Origin of the sequence: Ensifer canadensis (assembly GCF_017488845.2) — a bacterium.
In the GTDB taxonomy this organism is placed as follows: Bacteria; Pseudomonadota; Alphaproteobacteria; order Rhizobiales; family Rhizobiaceae; genus Ensifer; species Ensifer canadensis.
Genome location: NZ_CP083374.1, coordinates 206,619 through 230,813, shown reverse-complemented (window position 1 = coordinate 230,813; position 24,195 = coordinate 206,619). Strand labels below are relative to the sequence as shown.

At 61.3% G+C, this 24,195-nt stretch carries 22 protein-coding genes and 2 pseudogenes; 11 read left to right on the top strand and 13 right to left on the bottom strand.

Features of this window, described 5'->3' with window-relative positions; translation table 11 throughout:
- The first annotated feature begins 3 nt into the window (after positions 1 to 3).
- The 7 genes from J3R84_RS34505 (at position 4) to J3R84_RS34475 (ending at position 7,390) form a co-directional block, all read left to right on the top strand.
- Positions 4 to 840: a carbohydrate ABC transporter permease gene (locus J3R84_RS34505; protein WP_025430137.1), complete on the top strand. Its 837-nt coding sequence runs from the start codon at positions 4 to 6 to the stop codon at positions 838 to 840.
- Positions 841 to 887: 47 nt separating this feature from the next.
- Positions 888 to 2,090: a trans-sulfuration enzyme family protein gene (locus tag J3R84_RS34500; RefSeq protein WP_025430136.1), complete on the top strand. Its 1,203-nt coding sequence runs from the start codon at positions 888 to 890 to the stop codon at positions 2,088 to 2,090.
- A gap of 10 nt (positions 2,091 to 2,100) precedes the next feature.
- Entirely contained in the window at positions 2,101 to 3,087 is a 987-nt protein-coding gene (locus J3R84_RS34495; protein ID WP_057217106.1) for a carbohydrate kinase family protein, read from the top strand.
- Between the two features lie 388 nt (positions 3,088 to 3,475).
- Positions 3,476 to 4,582 carry a polyamine ABC transporter substrate-binding protein gene (locus J3R84_RS34490; protein WP_203527570.1) on the top strand — a complete coding sequence of 369 codons (1,107 nt, stop codon included), beginning with the start codon at positions 3,476 to 3,478 and terminating at the stop codon, positions 4,580 to 4,582.
- Between the two features lie 36 nt (positions 4,583 to 4,618).
- Complete coding sequence (locus J3R84_RS34485; RefSeq protein WP_203527572.1) at positions 4,619 to 5,689, top strand: ABC transporter ATP-binding protein; 1,071 nt, start codon at positions 4,619 to 4,621, stop codon at positions 5,687 to 5,689.
- A gap of 12 nt (positions 5,690 to 5,701) precedes the next feature.
- Positions 5,702 to 6,586: an ABC transporter permease subunit gene (locus tag J3R84_RS34480; protein WP_057217111.1), complete on the top strand. Its 885-nt coding sequence runs from the start codon at positions 5,702 to 5,704 to the stop codon at positions 6,584 to 6,586.
- 9 nt (positions 6,587 to 6,595) lie between these two features.
- Positions 6,596 to 7,390 (top strand): ABC transporter permease, encoded by a 795-nt coding sequence (locus tag J3R84_RS34475; RefSeq protein ID WP_057217113.1) that lies wholly within the window; start codon positions 6,596 to 6,598, stop codon positions 7,388 to 7,390.
- A 65-nt stretch (positions 7,391 to 7,455) separates the two neighbouring features.
- On the opposite strand, the gene J3R84_RS34470 is transcribed toward J3R84_RS34475, so the two are convergent.
- Positions 7,456 to 8,352 carry a response regulator transcription factor gene (locus J3R84_RS34470; RefSeq protein WP_203527574.1) on the bottom strand — a complete coding sequence of 299 codons (897 nt, stop codon included), beginning with the start codon at positions 8,350 to 8,352 and terminating at the stop codon, positions 7,456 to 7,458.
- A gap of 201 nt (positions 8,353 to 8,553) precedes the next feature.
- Between J3R84_RS34470 and J3R84_RS34465 the strand changes: the two genes are divergently transcribed.
- The 3 genes from J3R84_RS34465 (at position 8,554) to J3R84_RS34455 (ending at position 12,139) form a co-directional block, all read left to right on the top strand.
- On the top strand, positions 8,554 to 10,275 hold the full coding sequence (locus tag J3R84_RS34465; RefSeq protein ID WP_203527576.1) for an amidohydrolase: 1,722 nt from the start codon (positions 8,554 to 8,556) through the stop codon (positions 10,273 to 10,275).
- A 76-nt stretch (positions 10,276 to 10,351) separates the two neighbouring features.
- On the top strand, positions 10,352 to 10,729 hold the full coding sequence (locus tag J3R84_RS34460; protein ID WP_158268916.1) for a cupin domain-containing protein: 378 nt from the start codon (positions 10,352 to 10,354) through the stop codon (positions 10,727 to 10,729).
- Positions 10,730 to 10,744: 15 nt separating this feature from the next.
- Positions 10,745 to 12,139 (top strand): NAD(P)/FAD-dependent oxidoreductase, encoded by a 1,395-nt coding sequence (locus J3R84_RS34455; protein WP_156408065.1) that lies wholly within the window; start codon positions 10,745 to 10,747, stop codon positions 12,137 to 12,139.
- Between the two features lie 116 nt (positions 12,140 to 12,255).
- On the opposite strand, the gene J3R84_RS34450 is transcribed toward J3R84_RS34455, so the two are convergent.
- The 5 genes and pseudogenes from J3R84_RS34450 to J3R84_RS39200 form a co-directional block, all read right to left on the bottom strand.
- Positions 12,256 to 14,058 (bottom strand): NAD(P)/FAD-dependent oxidoreductase, encoded by a 1,803-nt coding sequence (locus J3R84_RS34450; RefSeq protein ID WP_057225800.1) that lies wholly within the window; start codon positions 14,056 to 14,058, stop codon positions 12,256 to 12,258.
- Between the two features lie 77 nt (positions 14,059 to 14,135).
- Positions 14,136 to 15,212, bottom strand: a complete 1,077-nt coding sequence (locus J3R84_RS34445; RefSeq protein ID WP_025430127.1) for a 2,3-butanediol dehydrogenase — start codon at positions 15,210 to 15,212, stop codon at positions 14,136 to 14,138.
- Between the two features lie 161 nt (positions 15,213 to 15,373).
- Positions 15,374 to 15,484, bottom strand: a complete 111-nt coding sequence (locus J3R84_RS39210) for a helix-turn-helix domain-containing protein (RefSeq protein ID WP_371412240.1) — start codon at positions 15,482 to 15,484, stop codon at positions 15,374 to 15,376.
- 114 nt (positions 15,485 to 15,598) lie between these two features.
- Positions 15,599 to 16,222 (bottom strand): annotated as a pseudogene (locus tag J3R84_RS39260) (sigma-54-dependent Fis family transcriptional regulator); the annotation flags it as partial.
- 537 nt (positions 16,223 to 16,759) lie between these two features.
- Positions 16,760 to 17,278: pseudogene (locus J3R84_RS39200) on the bottom strand (GAF domain-containing protein); the annotation flags it as partial.
- A gap of 392 nt (positions 17,279 to 17,670) precedes the next feature.
- On the opposite strand from J3R84_RS39200, the gene J3R84_RS34435 reads away from it, so the two are divergent.
- On the top strand, positions 17,671 to 18,186 hold the full coding sequence (locus J3R84_RS34435) for a BA14K family protein (protein ID WP_025430125.1): 516 nt from the start codon (positions 17,671 to 17,673) through the stop codon (positions 18,184 to 18,186).
- Between the two features lie 111 nt (positions 18,187 to 18,297).
- Here J3R84_RS34435 and J3R84_RS34430 read toward each other — a convergent pair whose 3' ends face one another.
- From J3R84_RS34430 to J3R84_RS34400, 7 genes are read right to left on the bottom strand one after another with little or no spacing between them, the layout of a single operon-like run.
- A complete protein-coding gene (locus J3R84_RS34430; RefSeq protein ID WP_025430124.1) occupies positions 18,298 to 19,245 on the bottom strand; it encodes a carbohydrate kinase family protein in 948 nt (315 codons plus the stop codon).
- A complete protein-coding gene (locus J3R84_RS34425; RefSeq protein WP_025430123.1) occupies positions 19,242 to 19,760 on the bottom strand; it encodes an ureidoglycolate lyase in 519 nt (172 codons plus the stop codon). Before J3R84_RS34425 ends, J3R84_RS34430 begins: the two co-directional genes overlap by 4 nt.
- On the bottom strand, positions 19,757 to 20,497 hold the full coding sequence (locus J3R84_RS34420) for a BtpA/SgcQ family protein (RefSeq protein WP_025430122.1): 741 nt from the start codon (positions 20,495 to 20,497) through the stop codon (positions 19,757 to 19,759). The genes J3R84_RS34425 and J3R84_RS34420 overlap by 4 nt, the downstream gene beginning before the upstream one ends.
- A gap of 26 nt (positions 20,498 to 20,523) precedes the next feature.
- Positions 20,524 to 21,297 (bottom strand): GntR family transcriptional regulator, encoded by a 774-nt coding sequence (locus tag J3R84_RS34415; RefSeq protein WP_128090338.1) that lies wholly within the window; start codon positions 21,295 to 21,297, stop codon positions 20,524 to 20,526.
- Between the two features lie 21 nt (positions 21,298 to 21,318).
- Entirely contained in the window at positions 21,319 to 22,182 is an 864-nt protein-coding gene (locus J3R84_RS34410) for an ABC transporter substrate-binding protein (protein WP_025430120.1), read from the bottom strand.
- A gap of 32 nt (positions 22,183 to 22,214) precedes the next feature.
- Positions 22,215 to 22,979, bottom strand: coding sequence for an amino acid ABC transporter ATP-binding protein (locus tag J3R84_RS34405; RefSeq protein WP_025430119.1), 765 nt, complete (start codon positions 22,977 to 22,979; stop codon positions 22,215 to 22,217).
- Positions 22,976 to 23,902 carry an amino acid ABC transporter permease gene (locus J3R84_RS34400; protein ID WP_025430118.1) on the bottom strand — a complete coding sequence of 309 codons (927 nt, stop codon included), beginning with the start codon at positions 23,900 to 23,902 and terminating at the stop codon, positions 22,976 to 22,978. The genes J3R84_RS34405 and J3R84_RS34400 overlap by 4 nt, the downstream gene beginning before the upstream one ends.
- Positions 23,903 to 24,195: the final 293 nt, after the last annotated feature.

Sequence of the window (24,195 nt, the reverse complement as noted above, 5' to 3'; positions counted from 1 at the left end):
GCCATGGCTGCCGTTCGCCGCTGGACAGTCACCAATACGGTGGTCCTCGTTCTCCTGACGCTGCATGTGCTTCTGGTTGTCTTCCCGTTCATCTGGATGATCTACAGCACCTTCAAGACCAACAAGGAGTTCATGCGCTCGGTCTGGTCTTTGCCCACGAGCTTCTCGCTTGACGCCTATGTCGGCGCCTGGAGCGGCGGCGCGCTTGGCGGCTACGCTGTCAACTCGCTGCTGATCATGGCCGGCGCGACGGTTCTCACCGTGGCGGTGTCAACCCTCGCCGGTTACGCGCTGGCAGTCTATCGGCCACGCTGGATGCCTGCCGTCGAACTCAGCCTGACGGCGGCCATGGCGATCCCCGCCTATGTCGCGCTCGTGCCCTTGGTGGTGATGCTTCGTGGCGCCGGACTGCTCGATACGCATATGGGTGTCGTGCTGCCGACTGCCGCCTTCAACGTACCGGTCACGATCTTCATCATGCAGGCCTTTTTCAACACGCTGCCGCGCGAACTCTTCGATGCGGCGCGCATGGATGGTGCTTCCGAGTGGTCCATCTTCGCCCGCGTCGCGCTGCCGATCGCGCGCCCGGCGATGTTCACCGCGGCGATCGTCAACATGATCTGGGTCTGGAACGATTTCCTGTTTCCGGTCGTCTTCATCAACAATCCGGCGCGCAAGACGTTGCCCGTGGGCCTCACGGATTTCGTCGGCGAGCACATCACCAATTATCCGGTGATGCTGGCGGCCATCCTGATCGCCGCCATCGCGCCGCTGGTTCTCTTCATCTTTTTCGAACGCCAGATCACCGCCGCTTTGCTCGGCGGTGCCGTCAAGGAATAGCCGTTAATGACCCGGCTCAAGTCCGGGTCCAATGCAGGAGAAGTTTCATGTCGCCTAAAGAGCTCGATTTTGCCAGCCGGGCAGTCTTCTACACGCCCGAAGAGCATTCCCAGTCGATCAGCTATCCGATCTACATGTCGGCGAATTTCCAGTATGGCGGCGACATCTACGACCAGATCGTCGCCGGTGCGCGCAAGGAAGTGAACATCTATTCGCGCTGCGGCAACCCGACCGAATACAAGTTCGAGGAACATATCGCCCAGCTAACAGGCGGCACGGCATGCCTGGCGACCGCTTCCGGAATGGCCGCGATCTCGCATGCGCTGTTCGGCATCCTGAAAGCGGGCGACCACATCGTTGCCGATCTCACCACCTATTCGAGCACGCACGAATTCTTCGATCACCGCGCTGGCGATTTCGGGCTGAAAGTGAGCCTTGTCGATTGCACCGATGTCCGAGCGGTCGAAAACGCGTTTACCGATGAGACCAAAGTTCTCTATGTCGAGGCGATCGCCAATCCAACCATGAAGGTGCCGCCGCTCAAAGCGCTGGTGGAGCTCGCCCATTCGCGCGGCATCGTGGTCATTTGCGACAACACCTTCGCGTCTCCGGCCGTTTGCCGGCCTCACGAATTCGGCGTCGACGTCGTGGTCGAAAGCGCCACCAAATTCATCGGCGGCCACAACGACGCGGTCGGCGGGGTGATCACGCTGAAGTCCGACATCCTGCCTGCGGATTGGCTGGAGGACGTCCGCTGGAATACGCTCAACAAGCTTGGCGCGCCGCTGTCGCCGTTCAATGCCTGGCTGTTGCTGCGCGGGGCACAGACGCTTGCGTTGCGCCTGGAAAAGCAGTGCGCCAATGCGCTTGCCCTTGCAAAACATCTTGAAGCGCATCCCAAGGTCAAACGTGTCTTCTATCCGGGGCTGCCCTCGCATCCGAACCATGCCTCGGCGAGCGAGCAGTTGCGCGGCGGTGGCGCCATGCTCTCCTTCTGCGTCGAAGACGAGGCTTCGGGCGTACGGCTCTTGAAGCGGCTGAAGCTCGGTTCGTTCGCGGCAAGCCTCGGCGGACTGCGCACCACGACGCAGATGCCGGCGACCATGGCCTTTCTCGATATTCCCAGCCAGGAGCGGGAGGCGATGGGCGTTGTCGATGGCCTGGTGCGCTTCTCGGTCGGTATCGAGCATGTTGACGACATCATCGCCGACGTAGATCAGGCGATAGAACAAATGCATCTCGATCTCTAGGGTTTGCGCAATGGCAGCGATCGTCCTCCTTGGCGATATCAATATCGACCTCGTGCTTGATATCCCCGAGTATCCGCTCGAGGGAGGAGAGGCGATCGCAACGGCCCAGCGGCACATGCTGGGCGGCTCAGCCACGAATACCGCTATCGCGCTGTCACGCGCCGGCCACGACTGCCGGCTGATCGGGCGCGTGGGGCAAGATGCCTTGGGAGAGCAGGCGCTGTCGTGGCTCGAGGACATCGGTGTTTCGACGGCGTGGATCGGCCGGGACCCGTCGGAGCCCACGCAAACGAACATCGTGACCGTCGGCAAGAGCGGTGAGCGAACGATGTTTGCCTATCGCGGGGCCAACGCACACCTGTCCCCGGCATCGATCGTCGACGCCCCGTTCGAGGATGCAGCGCTCTTTCATCTCTCCGGCTACGCCTTGTTGCAAAACCCGCAATCCGACGCAGCTTATAGAGCGATCGAGCTTGCGCAGCGGCACGGGATCCCGGTGACATTGGATATTCCGGCCGGTGTTGCGTTGTCGGTCGCGCCGCATGTGCGCAATCTGCTGCCGAAGCTCGATACCATCATGCTCGGCAGGGCCGATCTTGCACCGCTTGCGGGAGAAGGCTCCGAAATTCCTGTTGAAGAGGCGATCAAGTCCCTGTTGCGTCAGGGCGTGCGAAGGATCGCGCTCAAGCATGATGTCACGGGTTCGTCTCTCTACCAAAACTCCGGGGCTGAAAGCGCGCCGTGGTTTTCCGTCGCTACGGTCGACACGACAGGGGCAGGTGATGCCTTCGCGGCAGGACATATAATCGGGCGCGTGTCGGGATTGCCTGGATCCGAATGCTGCCGGCTTGCAAATGCGTTCGGCGCCGTTGCGGTGACCCGGCAGGGAGCAGGGTTGTCGATGCCCGCGCTGGAGGAAGTCATGAAGCTGATCTCCGTCAGTAACGGCAACAGACCTGGCATAGCGGGCTCCGACGAACAATTGGGACGACAGTAACTCTCGGCCCAAGTCCTGCAGGATTCACACCGAAACGGGCTGGCAGGCGTATGTCTCTGTTCGCTCGACGAGGCGCCCTTGCCCGTCACCTTTTCTGGCGGCTTCGGCCAATGACGCCGCTGGCGCAATGTCGCCGGCAACGCGCTCAAATCGGAGCCGCAGGCAATCTGTGCTTCGGCTGAAATCACTCCCTGCGTTCCTCTACACAGCATCAGGATCCGGCGCGACATAGTCGTGCTGAGCCCTTGGAAACATGGGCTTTTAAAGCTGAAGATCATGTGCAGCGGCATCGAACAGCCGCCCAGCCTAGCCAAAGGGAGTGTTGACCCATTGCGCCTGGCCCCGCAGTTTTTCCCGAAACGAAGGCCATTCTGCCTTGGGAGGGAACATGTCTGGTTCGTGCCGTTCGCTGATGCACTCGGTTGCCATCGCTTCGATCGCCTTGCTCTATGGGCAGGGGGGAGCGAGGGCCGATGAGAAGCTGTTTATCTATAACTTCTCCGACTATTTTGCCGAAGACACAGTTTCTAACTTCGCAAAGCGTAGCGGCGTGGACGCGCGTGTCGATTTCTTCGATTCGCTGGAGGTCCTGGAGACACGCTTGCTGGCAGGGGGAAGCGGTTTCGATGTTGCCTTTCCAAGCGCGACTGTCGGCGAGCGGCTCATCCAATCGGGTGCACTGAAGCCGATCGATGCTTCCAGTCTCAAAAACTATAAGAATCTGGACAAGGATCTCCTGAAGCTCGTTGCCGAACACGACCCGGGCAATCAGTACCTCGTCCCGTACATGTGGCTGACGACAGGGATTGCCTACAATCCGAAGCTCGTTGAGGAGCGGGTCGGCGACGCCCCGACAAACAGCCTCGATATGTTCTTCAAGCCGGAACTGGCGAAAGAGTTTCAGGACTGCGGCATTGGCATCGTCGATGCGCCGAACGAGGTGGTTCCAATCGCTCTGAACTATCTCGGGCTCGATCCTTATTCGACAAAACAGGAAGATCTTGACAGGGCCAAGGACCTGCTCCTGACGTTGCGCCCCTACATCCGGCACATGCAGAGCGGCCAACTGGTGGCGGACATGGCATCCGGCCAGCTGTGCCTGGCGATGATGTGGAGCGGTGACGCGGGCATTGCTGCAGCGCGCGCCGAGGAAGCCAACAACGGCATCGCGGTCAATTATTCAATCCCGAAGGAAGGCACGATCATCTCCTTCGATACCATGGCCGTGCCCGGCGATGCGCCCGATCCGGAGCAGGCACTGGCCTTCATCGACTACGTTCTCGAGCCGAAGACAGTCGCCGACATCAGCAATCACGTGTTTTACGCCAACGCCAATGCTGCTGCCACGCCGCTGGTCGACGAGGTGATCCGCACGGACCCGAACGTCTATCCGCCCGCGGAAGTTCGCGCCAAGCTCTTCGTCGACAAGTCGCTGCCGCCACGCCAGGCGCGCGAGCGTACCCGGGTGTGGACTGCGTTTAGGGCCGGCAACTGAATGTCTTGCCTGAAAAGCGGGAGCAGAAGGACATCCGTGTTGCAATCTTACGTATCAATTGAGAATCTTTCCAAGTCCTTCGGTCTGTTCAGCGCCGTCGACAATATCTCGATCGGTATCGGGAAGGGGGAATTCTTCTCGCTTCTTGGTCCATCCGGATGCGGCAAGTCGACCCTGCTGCGCATGATCGCCGGTTTCGAAACGCCGACATCGGGGGTCGTCCGGCTCGACGGGGAAGATGTGACGGACGTTTCGGCCCATCGCCGACCAACGAACATGATGTTCCAGTCCTACGCGCTGTTTCCCCATCTGTCAGTGGGCAAGAATATCGCCTTCGGCCTGCAGCAGGACCGGCTGGCAGGAGCTGAGATCCGGCAGCGTGTGGGCGAGGTGGCCGAAAAGCTGCAACTGACGGCGCTGCTGGATCGCAAGCCGCAGCAGCTGTCTGGAGGACAAAGGCAACGGGTCGCGTTGGCGCGGGCACTGGTCAAGCGGCCGAAGGTGCTGTTGCTGGACGAACCTCTCGGTGCGCTTGACAAGAACCTGCGCACCGAAACCCAGCACGAATTGGTCAGGCTTCAGCGGGAGCTGGGGCTAACCTTCATCATCGTCACCCACGACCAGCATGAGGCAATGACCGTGTCGTCGCGCATCGCGATCATGCGGCAGGGCAAGGTACTGCAGATCGGGTCGCCGGCCGAAGTCTACGAAACACCGGTTTCGCGTTATGTCGCAAAGTTCCTGGGTGAGGCGAATGTGTTCGAAGGCGGCACTTCCAAACGTTCCGGCAACGAGCTGACGGTCGAAAGTGCTGAGGCAGGCGGTTCGATCTTTGCCACCGCCAGTGACCATATCTCCGCCAATGGCCGCTTCTGGGTGTCGGTGCGGCCGGAGAGGGTCGAGCTCAACAAACAGGCCAGCGGTCTTGAGGGCGTCATCGAGCAATTCAGCTACGCCGGGGCAGGGCGCCACTATCGGGTGCGCCTGAAGAGCGGGGCAACGCTGGACGCGCTGCGCGTCAATCTGGGCGCTGAGGACGATCTGGCGGTCGGTGACACCGTTTATGCCTCATGGATGCCGCAGGCCGCCCGTCTGCTGGCCGACTAGGGGAACGACACGATGCAATCAAAACCTGATCTCGGCCGGCGCGCACTGGTGCTCGTGCCCTACGGCTGGCTGGCCGTCTTCTTTCTCATTCCGTTTCTGCTCGTGCTGGCGATCAGCCTCTCGTCCGTTCGCCTCGGCATGCCACCCTATGAGCCGCTATTTGCCTGGCAGGGATCGCTGCTCAGCATTCGGCTCAATCTTGAGAACTTCATTTTTGTGCTGGGTGAAAACACCTATCTCCTTGCCTATCTCACGAGCCTGAAGGTGGCGGCGATTTCGACGGCACTGATGCTGGCGATCGCCTATCCGCTAGCCTACGGCATCGCCAGTTGCGCGCCGGCGTCGCGCTCCTTCCTCATCTTCCTCGTGATCGTGCCGTTCTGGAGCTCGATGCTGATCCGCGTCTATGCCTGGATGAGCATTCTGCGCAACGACGGGCTGTTGAATTCGCTGCTCCTTAACCTCGGCATCATCTCCGAGCCGCTGCGGATCATGAACACCGAGACCGCGATCTATATCGGCATCGTCTACACCTACCTGCCGTTCATGGTGCTGCCGATCTACGCCAATCTCAGTGCCAGCGACCGTACCTTGATCGAGGCGGCACGCGATCTCGGTTGCTCGCGCATGGCGGCATTCTGGCGCGTCACCTTTCCACTCAGTTTGAGGGGTGTTGCCGCAGGATGTGCACTGGTCTTCATCCCGGTCATCGGCGAATTCGTCGTGCCTGACCTGCTTGGAGGTGCGGACACACAGATGATCGGCAGGACGATCTGGATCGAGTTCTTCAACAACCGGGACTGGCCGGTGGCCTCCGCCGTCACCGTGCTGCTTCTCGTCATCCTGGTGATACCCATCGTCCTGTTTCAGACACGTTTGTCTCGAACCTCTAAGTGAGGAGCGACTATGCCCCAGCCATCCTGGTTCAACCGGCTTTCCATTTTCACCGGGCTCACCTTCCTCTACCTGCCGATCGTGGTTCTGGTTGCCTACAGCTTCAACGCCTCGCGGCTGGTCACCGTCTGGGGCGGGTTCTCCACTCAGTGGTACACGGCCGCGATCACCAATCAGTCGATCGTCGAGGGCGCCAAGATCAGCTTTCTCGTGGCGGCGATCTCGGCAACATTCGCGACCGTTCTCGGATCGCTTGCGGCGATCGTGACTGTCAGAATTCGGCGCTTTCGTGGCCATCATATCTTCAACGGCATGCTGGTGGCGCCGATGGTGATGCCGGAGGTGGTAATGGGAGTGTCGATGTTGTTGATGTTCGTGACGTTGGGCATCGATCGCGGCCCTGTAACGATCACGCTTGCCCATGCCACCTTCACCATGTGCTTTGCGGCAGTGGTGATGCAATCCCGACTGGCCGAACTCGATCCGTCGCTGGAGGAGGCCGCAAGAGATCTCGGCTGCCCGCCATTCCTGGCGTTCGTGAAGGTGGCCGTGCCGAACATGGTTCCGGCCTTCGTCTCGGCCTGGCTGCTGTCGTTCACGCTGTCGCTCGACGATCTCGTGATATCGAGTTTCACGACCGGGCCCGGAGCCTCGACCTTGCCGATGAAGATCTATTCGCAGATCAAGTTCGGCGTGACCCCTGAGGTCAACGCCATCTCGACGATCATCCTTGGTGTCGTCGTCTTCGGCCTGGTGGCGTCACGCATCGTGTCCAGGCCATCGGCAAAGAGCAGTCTTGCCGTTTAGGCGTTCGGTCCGGTGGCGGAGCCCATAGCGTTAATAAGGCCTCAGTCGCCTGCAACGGACATCCGTCAGTTGCAGGCAAGTTCGCCCGTGAGCTGCCCGCGCTTGGCGAGGTAGCCGGATAGCGGGTCTTCGTAGACGTTCCTGGCCGAAGAGACTGCATCTATGAACAACGCAAACAGCGCCGTTTGTGACGTGATATCCAGCTTCGAGTAGAGATTTCGGCGGTGGAGCTTCACTGTTGCCGGCGAGATGCCGAGTCGCGCCGCAGCCCCTTTGACGGAGTAGCCGCGCAGAACGAGCTGAGCGACCTGGCATTCGCGCTCCGTCAGGACGCTGCGGCCGAAATTGCCTATCGCCTGGGCAAGCGCCTTCTGCAACGCGGAAGCCTCGCCATCAAGCGTCTCGGGTCTGAGGTCGCGGAAATGGCGGATGACTGCCGTGCGCAGGATCGGAGCGAGGCTCTCGAGCAGTTGCACTTCCTGTGCGCTGAACGCGATGCTCGACCGCTTGCGGCCGAGAGAGATCGCGATCTTCGAGGCATCGTCGAGGCTGACGATGAAGTTGAACTCGTCATGAAGTCCGGAATGCTGGTAGTATTCGCGGTAGTACTGGGTTCGATCGAACGAAGGCGCGATCTGGCTCAGGCGATAAAGCCCGTCATCTTCGTTCTCGACAGCGAGTTGATAGAACGGATCGAGCCGGTAGGGGCCCTGAAGGTAATGCCGGATGTCGGACAGGCCGCGATGCGTCTGCCAATCGTTGAAGAGTATCTTCGGCGCACTGTCGCCGCGATAGAGCAGGATCAGCCCCGCATCCACGGAAACGTGCTGCTTCAGTGCCTCAGTCAAGCGCTCCTGGAAATCAAGTCGACCGATATTGCCGATCAGTGACATTGCCAGTTCATTGATTGCAGGCGACTGCGTAACCGTGCCTGGCTCGCTCGTCGCGATACTCCCGTTCATGAAAATGTCCTCCCTCGCGCGAGCGTAGGTGAGTTTCGAAACGGCCGCAAGACATGGCCATGGCCTGTTGCGGACATGGTCGGAACGCCCGCGCCAACCGCCGATCGGCGAACCTAGCCCTTTGGAGTATTCCGCATCCGGCCGCATTGCCGCTTACTCCATGCATCCGCTTCATCTGTTCGGACCTCGGGAGGGAAAGACGTGCGCACCAAGAAATCACCTGTTCTGCTGCACCAGCTTCTGGCTGGCACCATGCTCGCCGCGCTTGCGGCCGGATCATCGTCGACGGTTGCGAATGCAGCTGCCGACCTTATCGCCGTCAATGGCGACGTGCGGACCGTCGATCCGAATACGCCTCGAGCGGAAGCCTTTGCCGTCGAGGGCGGAAAGTTCGTGGCGGTCGGCACCAGCGCCGAGATCCGGTCGCTCGCCGATGGCAAGACCACGGTGCTCGATCTCGGCGGTAAGACTGTCACGCCCGGCTTCATCGATGGACATACGCATCTGACAAGCGGCACGGACTACGTCACTGGCGTCGATCTCTCCTACATCCCAGACAAGGAAACGTGGCTGAAGAAGATCAAGGAGGCGGATGAACGCCTGCCGCCAGGCGTGTGGATCACCGGAGGCGGTTGGGACTATACGCTGAAGGAGGGCGAGCTTCCGACGAAGGAAGACATCGACGCCGTGGTCAAGGATCGCCCCGTCGTTCTGCGCGATATCGATTTCCACTCGATCTGGGTGAACACCAAGGCATTGGAAATCGGCGGCGTCACCGCGAAATCCGAGGTGCCCGCCGGGGGCGAGATCGTCGTCGACGCCAAGACCGGAGATCCGACCGGGATCCTGCTAGAAGGCGCTGGCGACCTCATCACCAACAAGAAGCCGGCCTATTCCGACAAGGAACGCGCCGAAGCGCTGCTGCAGACCGTGAAGTTTGCCAACAGCGTCGGCCTGACCGGCGTTCATGACATGTCGTCCATCGCCGCTGTCTACGACTATCTGAAACTCGTCGAGGACAAGAACCTGTCATTGCGGGTCTGGTACGGTTTCTTCGAGGACAAGGCTGCAAATATTCCGGCGGCGGCAAAGGATCGTGAGACCGTCGACAGCCGCGTGGCTGCCAGCGGCGAGACCATGGTGAAGGGGCCACTCCTGACGGTCGGTTACGCCAAGTCGGTCGTCGACGGGGTGCTGTCGACCCACACGGCCTACCTGCTTGAAAACTACTCGGATCGCACGGGATGGAAGGGAGAGCCCTTCCAGTCGGAGGCTGATCTCAGCGCACTGATCAAGGCTGCCAACGACAACGGTTTCCCGACCGCCGTCCACGCGATTGGCGATGCCGGCGTGCAGATGACGCTGAACGCATTCGAAAAGGGACAATCACCCGGCAAATACCCCAATCGCGTCGAGCATATCGAAATCATCTCTCCGCCCGATATCGAGCGTTTCAAGAAGCTCGGCATCGTCGCGTCGATGCAACCGAACCACGCAACCGGCACGATCGGAAAATACATCACCGAGCGGGTAGGCCATGAGCGCGAAAGCCATGCCTATGTCTGGAAGTCGATGCTGCAGCACAAGGTTCCCGTCGTGTTCGGATCCGACTGGGCGACATCGCCGCTCAGCCCACTGACCCAGATCAACGATGCCGTTTTCCGCGAAAGCCCGTTCGGGCTCGGCGATGGTCCATGGCACCCCGAGCAGGCGGTCACTTTTGACGAGGCCCTGTTCGCCTACACCCAGGCCGGCGCCAACATGACGCCGTGGGCCAATGAGATCGGCTCGATTTCGACCGGCAAATGGGCAGACTTCGTCGTGCTCGACGCCAAGCTTCCCGACCCCGTCGACCGGTCCATTCGCAAGCGGCATGTCGAGGCGACCTATGTCGCCGGAACGGAAGTCTATCGGGCGAAATAGCAGCCCCAAACCGCATCCGGCGGGGCCGGGCAGCCTCCCGTCCCGCCAACCACTGACCATGCATTCAGGAGCATACATGTCCAAGGTAATGAAAATCGATCGCAATGGCGTCGGCCTGCGCGAGTTGGAAAAGTGCAGCGTCGTGCCCGTCGAAGCGATCCTATCGGGTTTTGCCGACGAGATGGGCGATGTCCACTTCGAGAGCGCCGACGGCTCGATCGTCGTCGGTACATGGCAATCGACGCCCTATGCCGAAATGCTCTCCTACCCTGACGGGGTGGAGTACAGCGTCATCCTCTCGGGAAAAGTCTCGATCACCAGCCCGGACGGATCGGTGGAGACGTTCCAAGCCGGCGAAAGCTACCTGCTGCCGCAGGGGGTTGAGGTCCGGTTCGAGGTGCTGGAGACGATGCGCAAAGTCTACGTCTTGCATACAGCAAAGACTGACGGGTGACCTATGGCACACCCAATGCAACGACCGTCGGTAGCGTCGCTTGCCGACGTGAAGATGTCGCCGTTCTGGCTGGATCGGCCGGATGCTCCCGAGGCGCTGCCGCCGCTGACGGCCCATCGAAAGGCTGATCTGCTGATCGTCGGTGGCGGTTTCACTGGCCTCTGGGGCGCAATCCAGGCCAAACAGGCGCAACCCGATCTCGATGTGGTGCTGATCGAAAAGAGCACCGTCGCAAACGGCGCTTCCGGTCGCCCGGGCGGCGTCGTCTCCACGTCGGTGATGCACGGCCTGTCCAATGCGGTGCGCGTGTTCCCCAACGACATCGCCGAGCTGGAGCGGTTGGGCAAGAAAAACATGCATGGGTTCATGCAGACCATTTTCGACCATGGTATCGACTGCCACGCCGAGTGGGGCGGCGAACTGACCGTTGCCGTGGATGCAGACCATCTCGAAGCTCTTCGCAGGGAGCATGAACTGCACCTTCAATATGGCCATCAGGCCGTGTTTCTAGATCAGGACGCGGTCCAGGCGCAGATCGGATCGCCGCGCTACAAGGCGGGGATCTGGTCAAAGGATATCAGCGGCACGGTGCACCCGGCCTTGCTCGCCTGGGGTTTGAAACGAACGGCCCTTTCTCTCGGCGTTGAGATCTTTGAGAATACGGAGTTGCTGGCGCTCGATGAGGTCGGGCCCAAGATCAAGGTCAAGACGCCCTTCGGCTCGGTGACCGCGCCAAAGGTGCTGCTGGCCACCAACGCATTCGCTTCCGGCCATCCCGGCATCAAGCGCCGTGTTGTCGCCGTCAGAGATCGGGTGCTCGCGACCGAGCCGTTGTCTGAGCAACAGCTGGCGTCGGTCGGCTGGAAGAACCGGCAGGGTGTTTACGATACCCGGACCCAGATGAACTATATGCGCCTGACGAAAGACAACCGGATCATCTTCGGGGGAAGGCTCGGCTATGCCTTCGCGGGCACGACGTCGCCAAGCGTGGATAGCGACGTCGAGACCTATGAGCCGCTGGCGGCCGCGTTCTTCGATACGTTTCCGCAGTTGCAGGGCCACCGTTTCACGCATGCCTGGAGCGGCCCGATCGATCTCAGCACACGCATGGCGGTGCATTTCCAGAGATACCACGCAGGCAAGGTGGTTTATGCCGGCGGCTACTCGGGTTTTGGGGTCTCCGCGTCGAGGTTCGGCGCACGCATAGCGCTCGACATTCTCGACGGCTCGAAGACTTCGGAGAGCAGGCTGGATTTCGCAACGCAGCTGCCCAACGTCGTGCCGCCGGAACCCTTCCGCTGGCTCGGGGCCCAGGTCACGATGTATGCGCTCGATACGGCCGACCAAAAGGGCGGATGGCGCAAGCCGTGGCTCAGGCTGGTTTCGGCAATGGGCTTTCCGTTGAGTTGAGTGGCAATCCTCTAGATAGGGCTCAGCTCGCGAACGCCTGGGCCTGCCTGATTTTTATGTAGCGCAAGCGATGGACGGGATTGGCCGAAGACTGGCTCCGGCCAATCCTCACGGCGTCAGCCGCGGTGATGGCTTTCCTGCAAGCCGTAGACCGGCGTTTCGATGCCGGCCTGGCGGGCTTTCAATTGCAGGGAGAGGTACTGCGAATAGTGCCGTGACTGATGCAGGTTGCCGCCGTGAAACCAGAGGGCTTCCTGCTGTGTCGGCTTCCACATGTTGCGCTGCTCGCCTTCCCACGGGCCGGGGTCCTTTGGCGTGTCGGAGCCCAGACCCCAGCATTTGCCGACCTTTTCGGCCACCTCGCGGCTGATGAGATCGGCCGCCCAGCCGTTCATCGAGCCGTAGCCGGTGGCATAGACGACCAGATCCGCCGGTAGCTCCGTGCCGTCCTTGAGTACCACCGACGTTTCGGTCAGGTGATCAACGTCTGAACCGGATTTCAGCTTGATCGAGCCGTCGATGATGAGGTCGCAGGCGCCGACATCGATGTAATATCCCGAGCCGCGGCGCAGGTATTTCATGAACAGGCCGGAGCCGTCGGCGCCCCAGTCGAGCATGAAGCCCGCCTTTTCGAGATCCGCGTAGAACTTGGCGTCGCGCTCGCGCATCTTGTCGTAGAGCGGGATCTGGAACTCGTGCATGATCCTATAGGGCAGCGAGGCGAAGATGAGGTCTGCCTTGCGTGTCGTCATGCCGGCCGCAACCGCCCGCTCGGAATAGAGGTCGCCGAGCCCGATCTCCATCAGCGAATCCGATCGTACGATGTGGGTCGAGGAGCGCTGGACCATGGTGACGTCGGCGCCCGCCTCCCACAGTGCGGCGCAAATGTCGTGCGCCGAGTTGTTGGCCCCGACCACCACCACCTTCTTGCCCTTGTAAGCGTCGGGGCCCGGATGTTGGGAGGAATGCTGCTGCTCGCCCCTGAAAATCTCCTGTCCCATGAATTTGGGAACGTTGGCCTTGCCGGACATGCCCGTGGCGAGCACAAGTTGTTTGGGCTTCAGCACCACTTCCTTGCCATCGCGCTCGACAACGACGGTCCATTCCTGCTTGTCCTCATCATAGGAAGCGGATTTGCAGGTGGTCGAGTTCCAGTAGTTGAGCTCCATCACCTTGGTGTACATCTCCAGCCAGTCGCCGATCTTGTCCTTCGGCGCAAAGACCGGCCAGTTCTCCGGGAAGGGGATGTAGGGCAGGTGGTCGTACCAGACGGGGTCGTGCAGGCAGAGTGACTTGTATCGCTTGCGCCAGCTGTCGCCGGGTCGCTCGTTCTTCTCGATGATGATCGTAGGTACGCCGAGTTGGCGCAGGCGCGCACCGAGCGCAATGCCGCCCTGGCCGCCGCCGATGATGACGACGTAGGGCTGCGTCTCGTAACCAAGTCCGGCGGCTTCCGCCTGGCGTTTTTCGCTCCAGGTCTTGCGATTGGGGTCGTGGCCGTGTTCCGCCCCCATCGGTCGCTTCAGACCCTTGGGTTCCTCATGCCCCTTGAGCTCGCTCATCGTCGTCAATAGCGTCCAGATCAGGCCATTCTTCAGACGGATATGGCCATAGCCACGCGCAACATCCGTTTCGAATTCGAACCAGCCCTGCGTGATGCCGTCGCCGTCGCTTGCCAGTTCCTTCTCATCCTGGCGAAATCGCGATGGTTTGATTGTTTTCAGTTGCCTTGTCAGCATGTCGCGGATCTGGTCGTGGCCCTCCATCGTGCGCAGGTTCCAGGTGAACGTGACCAGGTCCCGCCAATAGCAGTCAGCCTGGAACAGGTTGACCGCGGCTTCGACATCTCCGCGCTCCAGCGCCTTGCCGAGCTTGGCAAGGGCTGCGTCTATCTTCGTGTTGGGGCTGTCTTCAAGCATGGTATCTCCTCCGTGTTGCTCGAGTGTCAGGTGGCAAACGCCGGGGAAGCTCCTCCTTCCCCGGCGTGCCCGGATGATCATTTTGTAAGGTCGATCAGGATCTTCAGTTGCTTGCCGGCCGGATCGAGCAAGGCGTCGAAGCCTTGGGCAACGGCCCGGTCGAGCGTGATGGTGCTCGTCACAACCTTGGCGGCCGGAAGCAGACCCGATGCGATCAGCCGGATGACGCGCGGCCAGTAGTGGGTCGGGTAGGCCCAGGATCCGCGCAGGTCGATGTCCTTGAAGGTCACCTGGAACCAGTCGAGCGGGTTCTCGTGCGGATGCAGACCCGTTTGCACGACGACACCCTGCTTGCGCACGGCATCGACGCAGGCTTTCAGCGCATGTTCGTTGCCGACGCATTCGATCGCGACATCGCAACCGACCTTGCCTTCCGACGTCGCCCGAACGATGTCGCCGGGATTGTCCCGTTTGGGATTGATCGTGATCAGATCGGGCAGGATCGATCTTGCGAAATCGAGCCGCGCATCGTTGATGTCGGAGACGAACAGCTGTGCTGCGCCGGCTGCCCTTGCCGCCAGCAGTGTCAGGATGCCGATCGGTCCGGCACCGGTGACGAGCACGCTGCTTCCCGCCGTCACGCCACCGCGATCGCAGGCATAGACGGCAACCGCAGTCGGTTCGACAAGGGCTGCCTCCTCGTCGCTCATCGCATCGGGGATCTTCTGGACGTTGTATTCGTTGAGCGTGGCATGTTCCGCCATCCCGCCCCACTGCCAGCTGAGGCCCGCCAAGGCGAGGTCGGTGCTGAGGTGGTAAAGACCGCGATCGGCAAAGTAGTCGCCGGATCGCGGCATGATCAGCGGTTGAACGGATACCCTGTCTCCGACCGCAATGGTGTTTACGCCGTCGCCGATCGCCTCGACGATGCCACCGAACTCGTGCCCGAGAATCTGTGGCGCCCGCGCGCCGGTGAACGGGTGCGGTTCGCTTGGAATGAAAATCGGGCCATAGGCGTATTCGTGCAGGTCCGTGCCACAGATGCCGACAAAGCGATTGCGGATGAGGACCTGGCCTGGCCCCGGATTGCGATCGGGTGGCGAGATCTGTTCAAGCCGCAGATCCCTGGCTGCATGAAATCTGAGTGCGCGCATGTTTCCTCCGTTCTGCCTTTTGTTGCGACAGTACGGAGCAAGGGGCGTGCCAGGGCTGGGTCAGGTTTGAATATCGTTGCTAATCAATGGCGTAGCTCGACCTGGTGGGCATCGTCCACCTGAGGCGGATGCAACAGGTGTGGTGCCACACCTGTTGCATGCTAGTGCTTGGCGCGCAGCCGGTGGCGCTTGATCTGACGATGGACGGTGGAGCGATCGACGCCCAGGCGCCGGGCCGCCTCGGAGATGTTCCAGCCGCAGGAAGAGAGCATGATCTCGAGCGCCGTGCCGTCATCGGTCTTTCCGATTGGGGAAGGACCTTCAGTCTTGCCTGTCGGCGTCGCTGTGAGGTGGTCCGGCAGGTCGCCGAGTTCAATCCTGTTTTCGTCGCAGACGGCAGCGGCGACGGCGAGAACGTTATCCAGCTCGCGAATATTCCCGGGCCAGCCATGCGCCTTCAGCGCGGCCAGCGCGTCCGACGAGATGTGCAAAGGTCGCTCCTCGGTGCGGTGTTTTTCGAGGAGTGTCGCGAGCAGCCATTCGAAATCCGCCCGATCGCGAAGCGGCGGCATATGGAACACGACGGCATTCAGACGATAGAACAGGTCTTCGCGGAAGCGCCCCTCCTGCACCAGTTGCTGCAGCGGCCGGTGCGTTGCCGAGACGATGCGCAGGTTCACCGATTTCGGTTCCTGCCCGCCAATCGGCAGGATCTCCCGTTCCGCCAGGACCCGTAGCAATCTTGTCTGCAGGGTGAGGGGCATGTCGCCGATCTCGTCGAGGAAGAGGGTTCCGCCGTCGGCCTGTTCTATCAGGCCCTTGCGCCCCTTGGGCGATGCCCCGGTGAAGGCGCCGGGCAGATAGCCGAAGAGTTCGCTCTCGATCAGATGCTCGGGCAACGCGGCACAATTGATCGCAACGAACTTACCCTTGAGGCCGCTGCAGTCATGGATTGTTCGGGCGAGGTGCTCCTTGCCCGAACCGGTCTCGCCCTGGATGAGGACCGGCAATGCGGTCGGCGCGAGTTTGGTGATCCGATCCTGAAGAGCTGCGATCACCGGCACCTGGCCGCCGAGCCGTCGAGAGGGCGAGGCCGTTGCGATCTTGCCGGCCGACCGGCCGACAGGAAACTGCGGTTCGATCGCGTGGGCAAAGAGAGCATTTCCGTCACGCGCGGTCAGAAGCCGTTCCTCAGTCGGCCTGCGACGGGTCAACTCCACCAGGCCATCAACCCCGATATCGAAGAAACGGGACATCGGTTGCCCGATGAGGTTTTGCGGGTCACGCCAGTCGAGCCCGGCCGAACGCGCCAGGATCCGTGCGCCGCCATGGGTCATGCCGATGATGTGGCCGCGGCCGTCGATCGAGATCGCCGCCTCAGGATCGACGTCGAGAAACTCGGGCGCGCGGGCAAAGCGCAGCACCCATTCATGGCGCGTCCGAGCCATCAGGTTGGCGAGCTCGATACGACGCACGGTGGCGGCCACAAGGTGGCGCGCAAGGTTTTGGCTTGCCTTCAGGATTGGAGAGCTGAGCAGAGAAATGTCGAGAACGGCCGAAAGCCCGCCTTCTGTATCGTAGATCGGCGCTGCGGTGCAGGAGAGCGGCGTATGCGTTGTGTCGAAATGGTCGCTCTGGTGGATCGTCAAGGCTTCTCCGGTCTCGAGACAGGCGCCGACGGCGCAGGTACCCGCCCGCGCTTCGGCCCAGTCGGATCCAAGGTAGAGGCCGGCCCGGCGCAGGTTGTTGTCGAAGGAAGGATCGCCCAGAAATTCGACTGTCACGCCTTTCCTGTCGGAGAGCAGCAGAACGTAGTTCTGTCCGGCGACCTGGTTGTAGAGGTTTTCAAGGCCTGACCGCGCGATCCTGATAAGGTCCTCGGCTTCCTGCCGATGCTCGCGAAGGCGCTGTTCAGGCAGGATGTAGGCTTCGCATGTCTGCGCTGGATCCAGCTTGTGCAGATCAAGGCACCGCAGCCACGACTTGACGACAATGTCGTCGCGTCCCGTTGCCAGGCCCTGTCCCACCCGCTCGATCTCGCGGACATGTTCAGAATGTGAAACCATGGAACTTCAATGGCATTGCTGCCACGCTCCTCCATTCCTCCGAACGCGAATGTGTCCATGGCGAAACGGCTTTGTAAAGGGCCGGCGGACATTTCGTTCAGTTTGAGCGCGATCGCCTGGTCGAAAACACAAACTGCGTGCGAACGGGTCTCAGCGCGACCGGTAGCTGTTGAAGCGGGGCACCTTCCAGGGTTTGCGGAGAAGGCAGGCATTCCCGCATTCGAAGCATTTCATTCAAGCGTCCGTGAGCGGAACGGGATGCTTTCCGGCCGATATATAATTCCTCAACTCAAGTTCGATTTTAGGGTAGAATTAGGCCGCGATTTAAAGGACTGCAGTGTCCTTTGCGCGCCGAATTCGACGTGTGGCGCTGCAGAGGAAAGGTGAAGCCAATGAAAAGGTTTGCAATCGTTGCCTTGTCGCTTGCGACTGCGCTGACAAGCGCTCCGCCGGTCATGGCATTTCCCACAATTGCCGCGCCAGGGATTGAGGCGCCGCAAGCCCAGCTGGTTCAGTACAGGCGATATCGCGGCGGCTACGGCGGGTACAACCACGGACATCATCACAACGGTGGTGGTGACGATTGGGCTTGGGCACTGGGTGGGCTTGCCGCCGGCGCCGTTATCGGCGGGCTGCTGGCTCAACCCAGATATTATGGCCCCGGTTACTACGGCGGGAACTACTACGGCAATAACTACTATGGCGGGAACTACTATGGCGGGAACTACTACCGGCAGCGCTATTATGCGCCACGCTATTATGCGCCACGCTACTACCGCCAAGTCTACGGCGGCGGCAGTGCACATATGCGCTGGTGCTACGCGCGCTACCGTTCCTATAGGGCATACGACGATACATTCCAGCCCTATTACGGTCCGCGACAAGCGTGCGTCTCACCTTACTATTGAGCGCGGTTGAGGTACGCCGTTAAACGGATTCATCCGCTATCTGGACGGGTTTGGACTGCTGGCAAGCAATCTGTACCGTCGCCCGGGACGATATATCATCGAAATCCGCGCTCAATGGCGCGGCCGGTGCCGGGTTCTGTCATCGCACCAGCGAAGGATTTCGTCGGCGTTGGCCTTGCCGCCGCGGGGACCATGGACGGTGACTGAGCGGGCTGCGGCAGCCACGGCGAAGTTCAAGGCATCGGCAAAGGGTTGGTTCTGTTCAAGACACCAGGTCAGCACGCCGCCAAAGGTATCGCCAGCGCCAGTCACGTCGACGACATCGACGGGAAACCCGCTAGCGCGCAGTATCGTGTCACCGTTACGCGCCTCTGCGCCCTCGGCCGCCAGCGTGCGCACCACCCAGTCGATGTCATGATCGCGCATCCAGTCTCCGATGCACGACAGGTCTTCATGGCCGAAGGCGGTACGGAAGCCGACCTGGTTGAAGATGACCACCGCCGCACCTTTGAGATAGGGCATGTCCTCAGGCGTGCAGCCGCCGACGTCGAGATCGAAGATGGCGCGGCGCCCGTGCTGGCGCAGGTCGGCCAGAAGTCCGGCCTGTTTCAGAATGCCGCTTTCCGTCCGCACGTGCAGCCGGCGGACACGATAGAGGGTCGTATACATCAATCCGGGCTGACGCAGCGCCGTCAAACTGTCCGGTGACAGCCACATCGGTTGTTCGCCCATCTCAACAGTCAGCACGATGTGCTCGCCATCGACCAGGAAGATCAGGTTGCGCGATTCGGGAATAGCAGGGTCGGTCAGCATGTGGCTGACGCCGACGCCGTTCTCCACGAGGTCGGCAATCAGCCGTTTTGACAGCGGGCTGTCGTTGAGCAATGAGATGAACTGCGTTCGGCCGCCCAGTGCCGCATGTACCACAGCGGCGTTGGCGATAGAGCCGCCGGTTTCCGCCGGCAGTTCGGCGACCATGCCCTTGTCCGCACGACCCGGCCAGCGATCGGCGGTGTAATATTCGTCGAGCGCCACGTCACCGATGAAAAAGGTTGTCATGCGCTCAGTCCTTCCTGGTTGGCCGCCTTGATCAGGCGTGGTCCGCCAGCCACAGGCACCCAGGGGCTTTCACCGAAGCCACATATCGCCATCCAATAGTAGGGCGCAGGGCCCGAAACGCCGCGGCAAGCGTCGTGCCAGACGCCACGATGCATCACTACCACTTGCCCCGGCGCAATCACGAATGCTTCAAGGTCATCGCGATGCGGTGCCTCTGCGTCGGATGCGGGCGCGACGGCCAGCACGATCGGTTGGGATGCGCAGAACAGCGCCTCTTCGGTTCCCAGGTGCCGCTCCATTGCCGCGCAGAGCCATGGTCCGCCGCCGCCGCGCGTGATGCCAAGGTGGCCAGAGCCCTCAATCAGCGGTGCGGTGGTGAACCCGTCTCGCCAGCCGTCGCCCGCCGTCCATATCGCCTTGGGATCTGAATCGTCAGTCAGGTTGTAGGTCGTACCGAACCGCGAAAAGTTTTCGGCGGTCACCGGCCGGGCGAGGACGGCATCCGGAGCGCTCATGCGGCACTCCTTGCAGCACGCACGACGCGCATCAAGCCGGCGACGTGGGCCGCTTCAACCCGGCCGGTGTCCTTATGGTCGTGCTTGAACCAGCTTCCGACGACGGCGCCGTCTGCGTGGGCAAGCTGTTCGGCGGCATTGGCCTCGGTAAGGCCGGCTCCGATCAGTAGCGGTACACCGCCCCCGGTTGCGGCACGGAAACGCGCCACCTTGTCCATGTCGGTCGGCCGGCCCGTCGCATCGGAGGTCACCACGAGGCCGTCGCAACGCGAGGCGCCGATGCGCACGTCCTCTGCTTCCGGCCTGCCGGACAGGACCAGTTGATATTTGAACCGCACGCCCCCGAGCAGCAGCGCCGAGACGCCTTCACGGCGGGTGGCAAGGTCTGCGGCGAAGGGAGCATCCGTCTCGGGCGGCAAATGACCGGCAACGGAATCGACCTGGATGAAGGCGACGGGATAGTGTCGGGCAAGTTCAAATGCGCGCGCATCATCGCGTAGCACATTGACGCCGATGCGCGTGCCGAGATCAAGGCCGAACAGCCGCTCCAGCACCCGCTCCACATCCTCGGCGTGGCCGAAATAATTCTCAACTACCAATCCATCGACACCTTCACCCGCCATAATGCGGGCTTCTTCCTCGGCTTGGGCGAGTTTGCCCTCGGGGCTGTCGCCTGCCAGGTGCAACATGCCGAGAATGGGTTTTGGCGTCGTAAAGGTCTCGCCGAAGCGGCTCATGTTCGTTCTCCTGCGTCGCGCCGCCATCAGGCCGGCGCGGTATCACGCCCCCAACGGGTGGCGAATTTCATCTGGACCGCCGGCGAGTAGACGATCGACGTGCGTTCGACCAACCGATCGTTGGCGTCGAGCACATCCCCGCTGGCGCAAAGATAGCCCGGCACGTCGTGTGCCGGAGCAAACACCTCCCGCAAACGGTCGGATGGCGGCACAACCGTCAAAAGCAATTCCGAGCGAATGGGGTTGCGGTCATAGTCGCGGCGCAATACCTCGTAGAGTGATTGCGCCGCGAAATCGTAGCGGTCGATGCCTGGATAGAGGGCGAGATCGAGCTGCGACGTATCGACGTTCAGCCAGTTGACGGTCTCGCCGTTGGCAAGCCCGCGAGCGCGCACCAGGAACAGTTCACCGTTCTCAACCCGATGCTCCAGTACCCGCGTCGTCGGGCGTTGGCCTTGTCGGCGGGCGAGTTCCGTAAAGCTGCCGAAGTTCCAGATATTGTGGCTGATCGGCCGGTGCGAAACGATCGTGCCCCGGCCGCGAACCTGCTGGACCAGTCCCTCCGACACCAAAAGCGCCATCGCATTGCGCACCGTGGTCCGGGCGATGCCGAACTGGTCACGCATTTGGTTTTCCGAGGGAATGGCTTCCCCTTCGGAAAAATCGCCGCTCAGGATTGCGGCTCGAAGCGCCCGGTAGAGCTGCCGGTAAAGTTGCTCGCTCGAATAGAGATCGAGGCGCAATCTCGACAATCTGTCGTCGGCGGCGATGGGGGCGTCAGGCATGGAGGGATGGGTCAAGGCGGGCTCCGTTTGGCTCCGTTACTTCGTGGTTCCGTTCACCTTGAACTCTTCCACGGCAGCATCTTTCAAGCCATGACGATCGAGGATCTGTGCATAAGTACCATCCGCCTTCAGCGCCTCGAGCGCTGCAAGAACCGCATCGCGCAAGGGGCCATTCGCCTTGGCAAAGGCGATGCCGTAGTAATTGATCTCGTCGACCTTGCCGATCTGGTAGAACTTGCCCGGTTCCTGCTTCATCAGATCGAGCAGGCCCTCCAGGCCGATGACCGAGGCCTGTGCACGGCCTTGGCGGATCTGCATGATGTGCTCGGCCTGTGTGGGGATCTGGATGACCGTGATCGGCTTGTCGGCAGCACAATTGGTCTTGCCGACATTTTCCGCCCATGTGACCCAGCTGGTGCCCGTCGCCACGGCCACGGTCTTGCCGCAGAGATCGGTTTCAACCTTGATCTCTCCCTGCTGATCGGCCGTGGAATAAAAGACGTTGCCAGTCTTGAAGTAGTCGATGAAATCGAGCTGTGTCTGGCGTTCGACCTTGTCGGAGAAGGCGGTCATGATCATGTCGGACCGGCCGGTGACGACCTGAGGAATGAGCTGCGGGAATTCGACGTTCTGGAACTCGGCCGTCAGGCCGAGGCGCTCGGCGACGGCCTTGGCGAGATCGATGTCGAAACCCTTCAGGTCGGTCGAGCCGGCATCGCTGTATTCCATCGGCGGATAGGCAAGGCTGATGGTGACGTTTAGTTTGCCAGCGGCGCGCACGGCTTCGGGCAGGGCGGCGGCCAGCTTCTCATCGGCCGCGGCATGGGCCCCTCCGGCTACACACAGGCTGATGAATGTGGTGGAGGCAAGTCCCAGAACTATTGGCAGCAGTCGTTTCATTTTCTGTTCTCCCATTTTTAAGCTGAAATTTCTCAGGCCAGAACGCGGCTGAGGAATGTGCGCACGCGCGGATCACCGGGGTTGCTGAGGACCTGTTCCGGCGCGCCGGTCTCGCGAATTTCTCCGTCGATCATCACCACGACGCGGTCTGCCACCTCGCGGGCAAAGCCGATCTCATGGGTGACGACAATCATGGTGGTACCGCCGCGCGCCAGATTGCGCATGACCTCCAGCACCTCGCCGACAAGCTCCGGATCGAGCGCGCTGGTCGGTTCGTCGAACAGCATCACCCGTGGCTCCATGGCGAGCGCCCGGGCGATTGCCACGCGTTGTTTCTGGCCGCCTGAAAGCTGCGACGGATAGCTTTCGGCCTTGGCCGCCATGCCGACCTGCTCCAGCAGATCCATGGCGCGGGCTTCGGCTTCGGCCCGGCGCAATCCGCGCACGACCATCGGCCCTTCGATGACATTGCCGAGCACCGTCAGATGCGCGAACAGATTGAAGTGTTGGAACACCATGCCGAGCTGACTCTGCTGTGCGCGTAGTCGCTTGACGGGCAGCTCCTGTAGGGCGCCGCGATGGAGCGCGTAGCCCATGATCGCACCATCGACCCAGACATAACCGCCGTTTGGCGTTTCGAGATGGTTGATGCACCGAAGGAACGTGCTCTTACCACTGCCCGAGGGGCCGAGGATGCACAGCACTTCACCATAGGCGACTTCGAGGTCGAGGTTCTTCAATACCTCGTGGCTGCCGAAACTCTTGCGGATACCTACCGCCTTGACCGCGAGACTCATGCTTCCCTCACAGCGGCGAGACGCCGCGCCCGTCCTTTGAACCAGCTTCGATTGCTGGCAGCGGCAGCGGCATCGCGGCCGAAATGGCGTTCGAGATAATATTGACCGATGGAAAGGACCGTCGTTCCGGCGAGGTACCAGGCGGCGCACACGAACAGCAGCTCGATGACCGCGCCGTTGATGAAGTAGATCCGCTGGGCCGCGTTCAGCATTTCGCCCATGGCGATCGTGGCGGCGAGCGAGGAGAATTTCAGCATGCCGATGGCGCTGTTGCCAAGAACCGGCAGGATCAACCGCAGGGTCTGCGGCAGCATAATGCGCCGCATCGTCTGGCCGGGCGTCATGCCGAGTGTGTGGGCCGCTTCCTTCTGGCCGCGATCGACGGACGAGATTCCGCCGCGCACCACTTCCGTCAGATAAGAGCCCTCGTTGACGCCGAGACCAAGAACGGCAGCGACAAAGGGCGTCACCACATCAACCATGCGCTCGTCGACCAGGCCCGGAATGTAGAGACGGGGAAAGACGAGTGCGATGTTGAACCAGATGAGAAGCTGGAGCAGCACCGGCGTGCCGCGAAATATCCAGACGTAAAGCCAGGCGGCAAAGCGCAGGATTGGATTTTCCGAAAGGCGCATGATCCCGAAGGCGAAGCCGAGGACCACGCCAAGTGCAAGCGCGCAAGCCGAGATCAAAAGGGTCCAGCCGAAACCGGTGATGATGACGCCGGCCGTTAGAAACTGCCCGACGACCGTCCACTGGATTTGACCAACCGCAAAGGCGCGACCGATCACTGCCAGCAGCAGGATGACGGCACCACCGCTTATCCAGCGCCAAGGGTGGCTCAAACGGCGAATGGGCACGTCCGGGCCTGGCAGGTCTGTCAGCGACAGCGTGGGAGTTGCATTCGAGGTTGATCGGGTCATGATGTCCAAATGTAGGGTTAGGCCTACAACTTACTAGATGCGTTCTTTAGCGGAGTCAAGCGGGCCGACCGCCGAAGGAAAAACAAGCGCGTTGTCGGGAAAATGGGCACGTGATCACAGGTCGCGTGCACGTCCGCGATCAGCAGCCAGTTCGTGGCGCTGGACTATCCAGTGAGAGGGTGAGTGTCGTCGGCGTTACGTTGATCGCTCGCTTGGGAGGTTCATCGATGACATATCGTCGAAAGGTTGGACCGTTTCGATGTACACCGCCGAGCACGGATCGAGACGCGTGC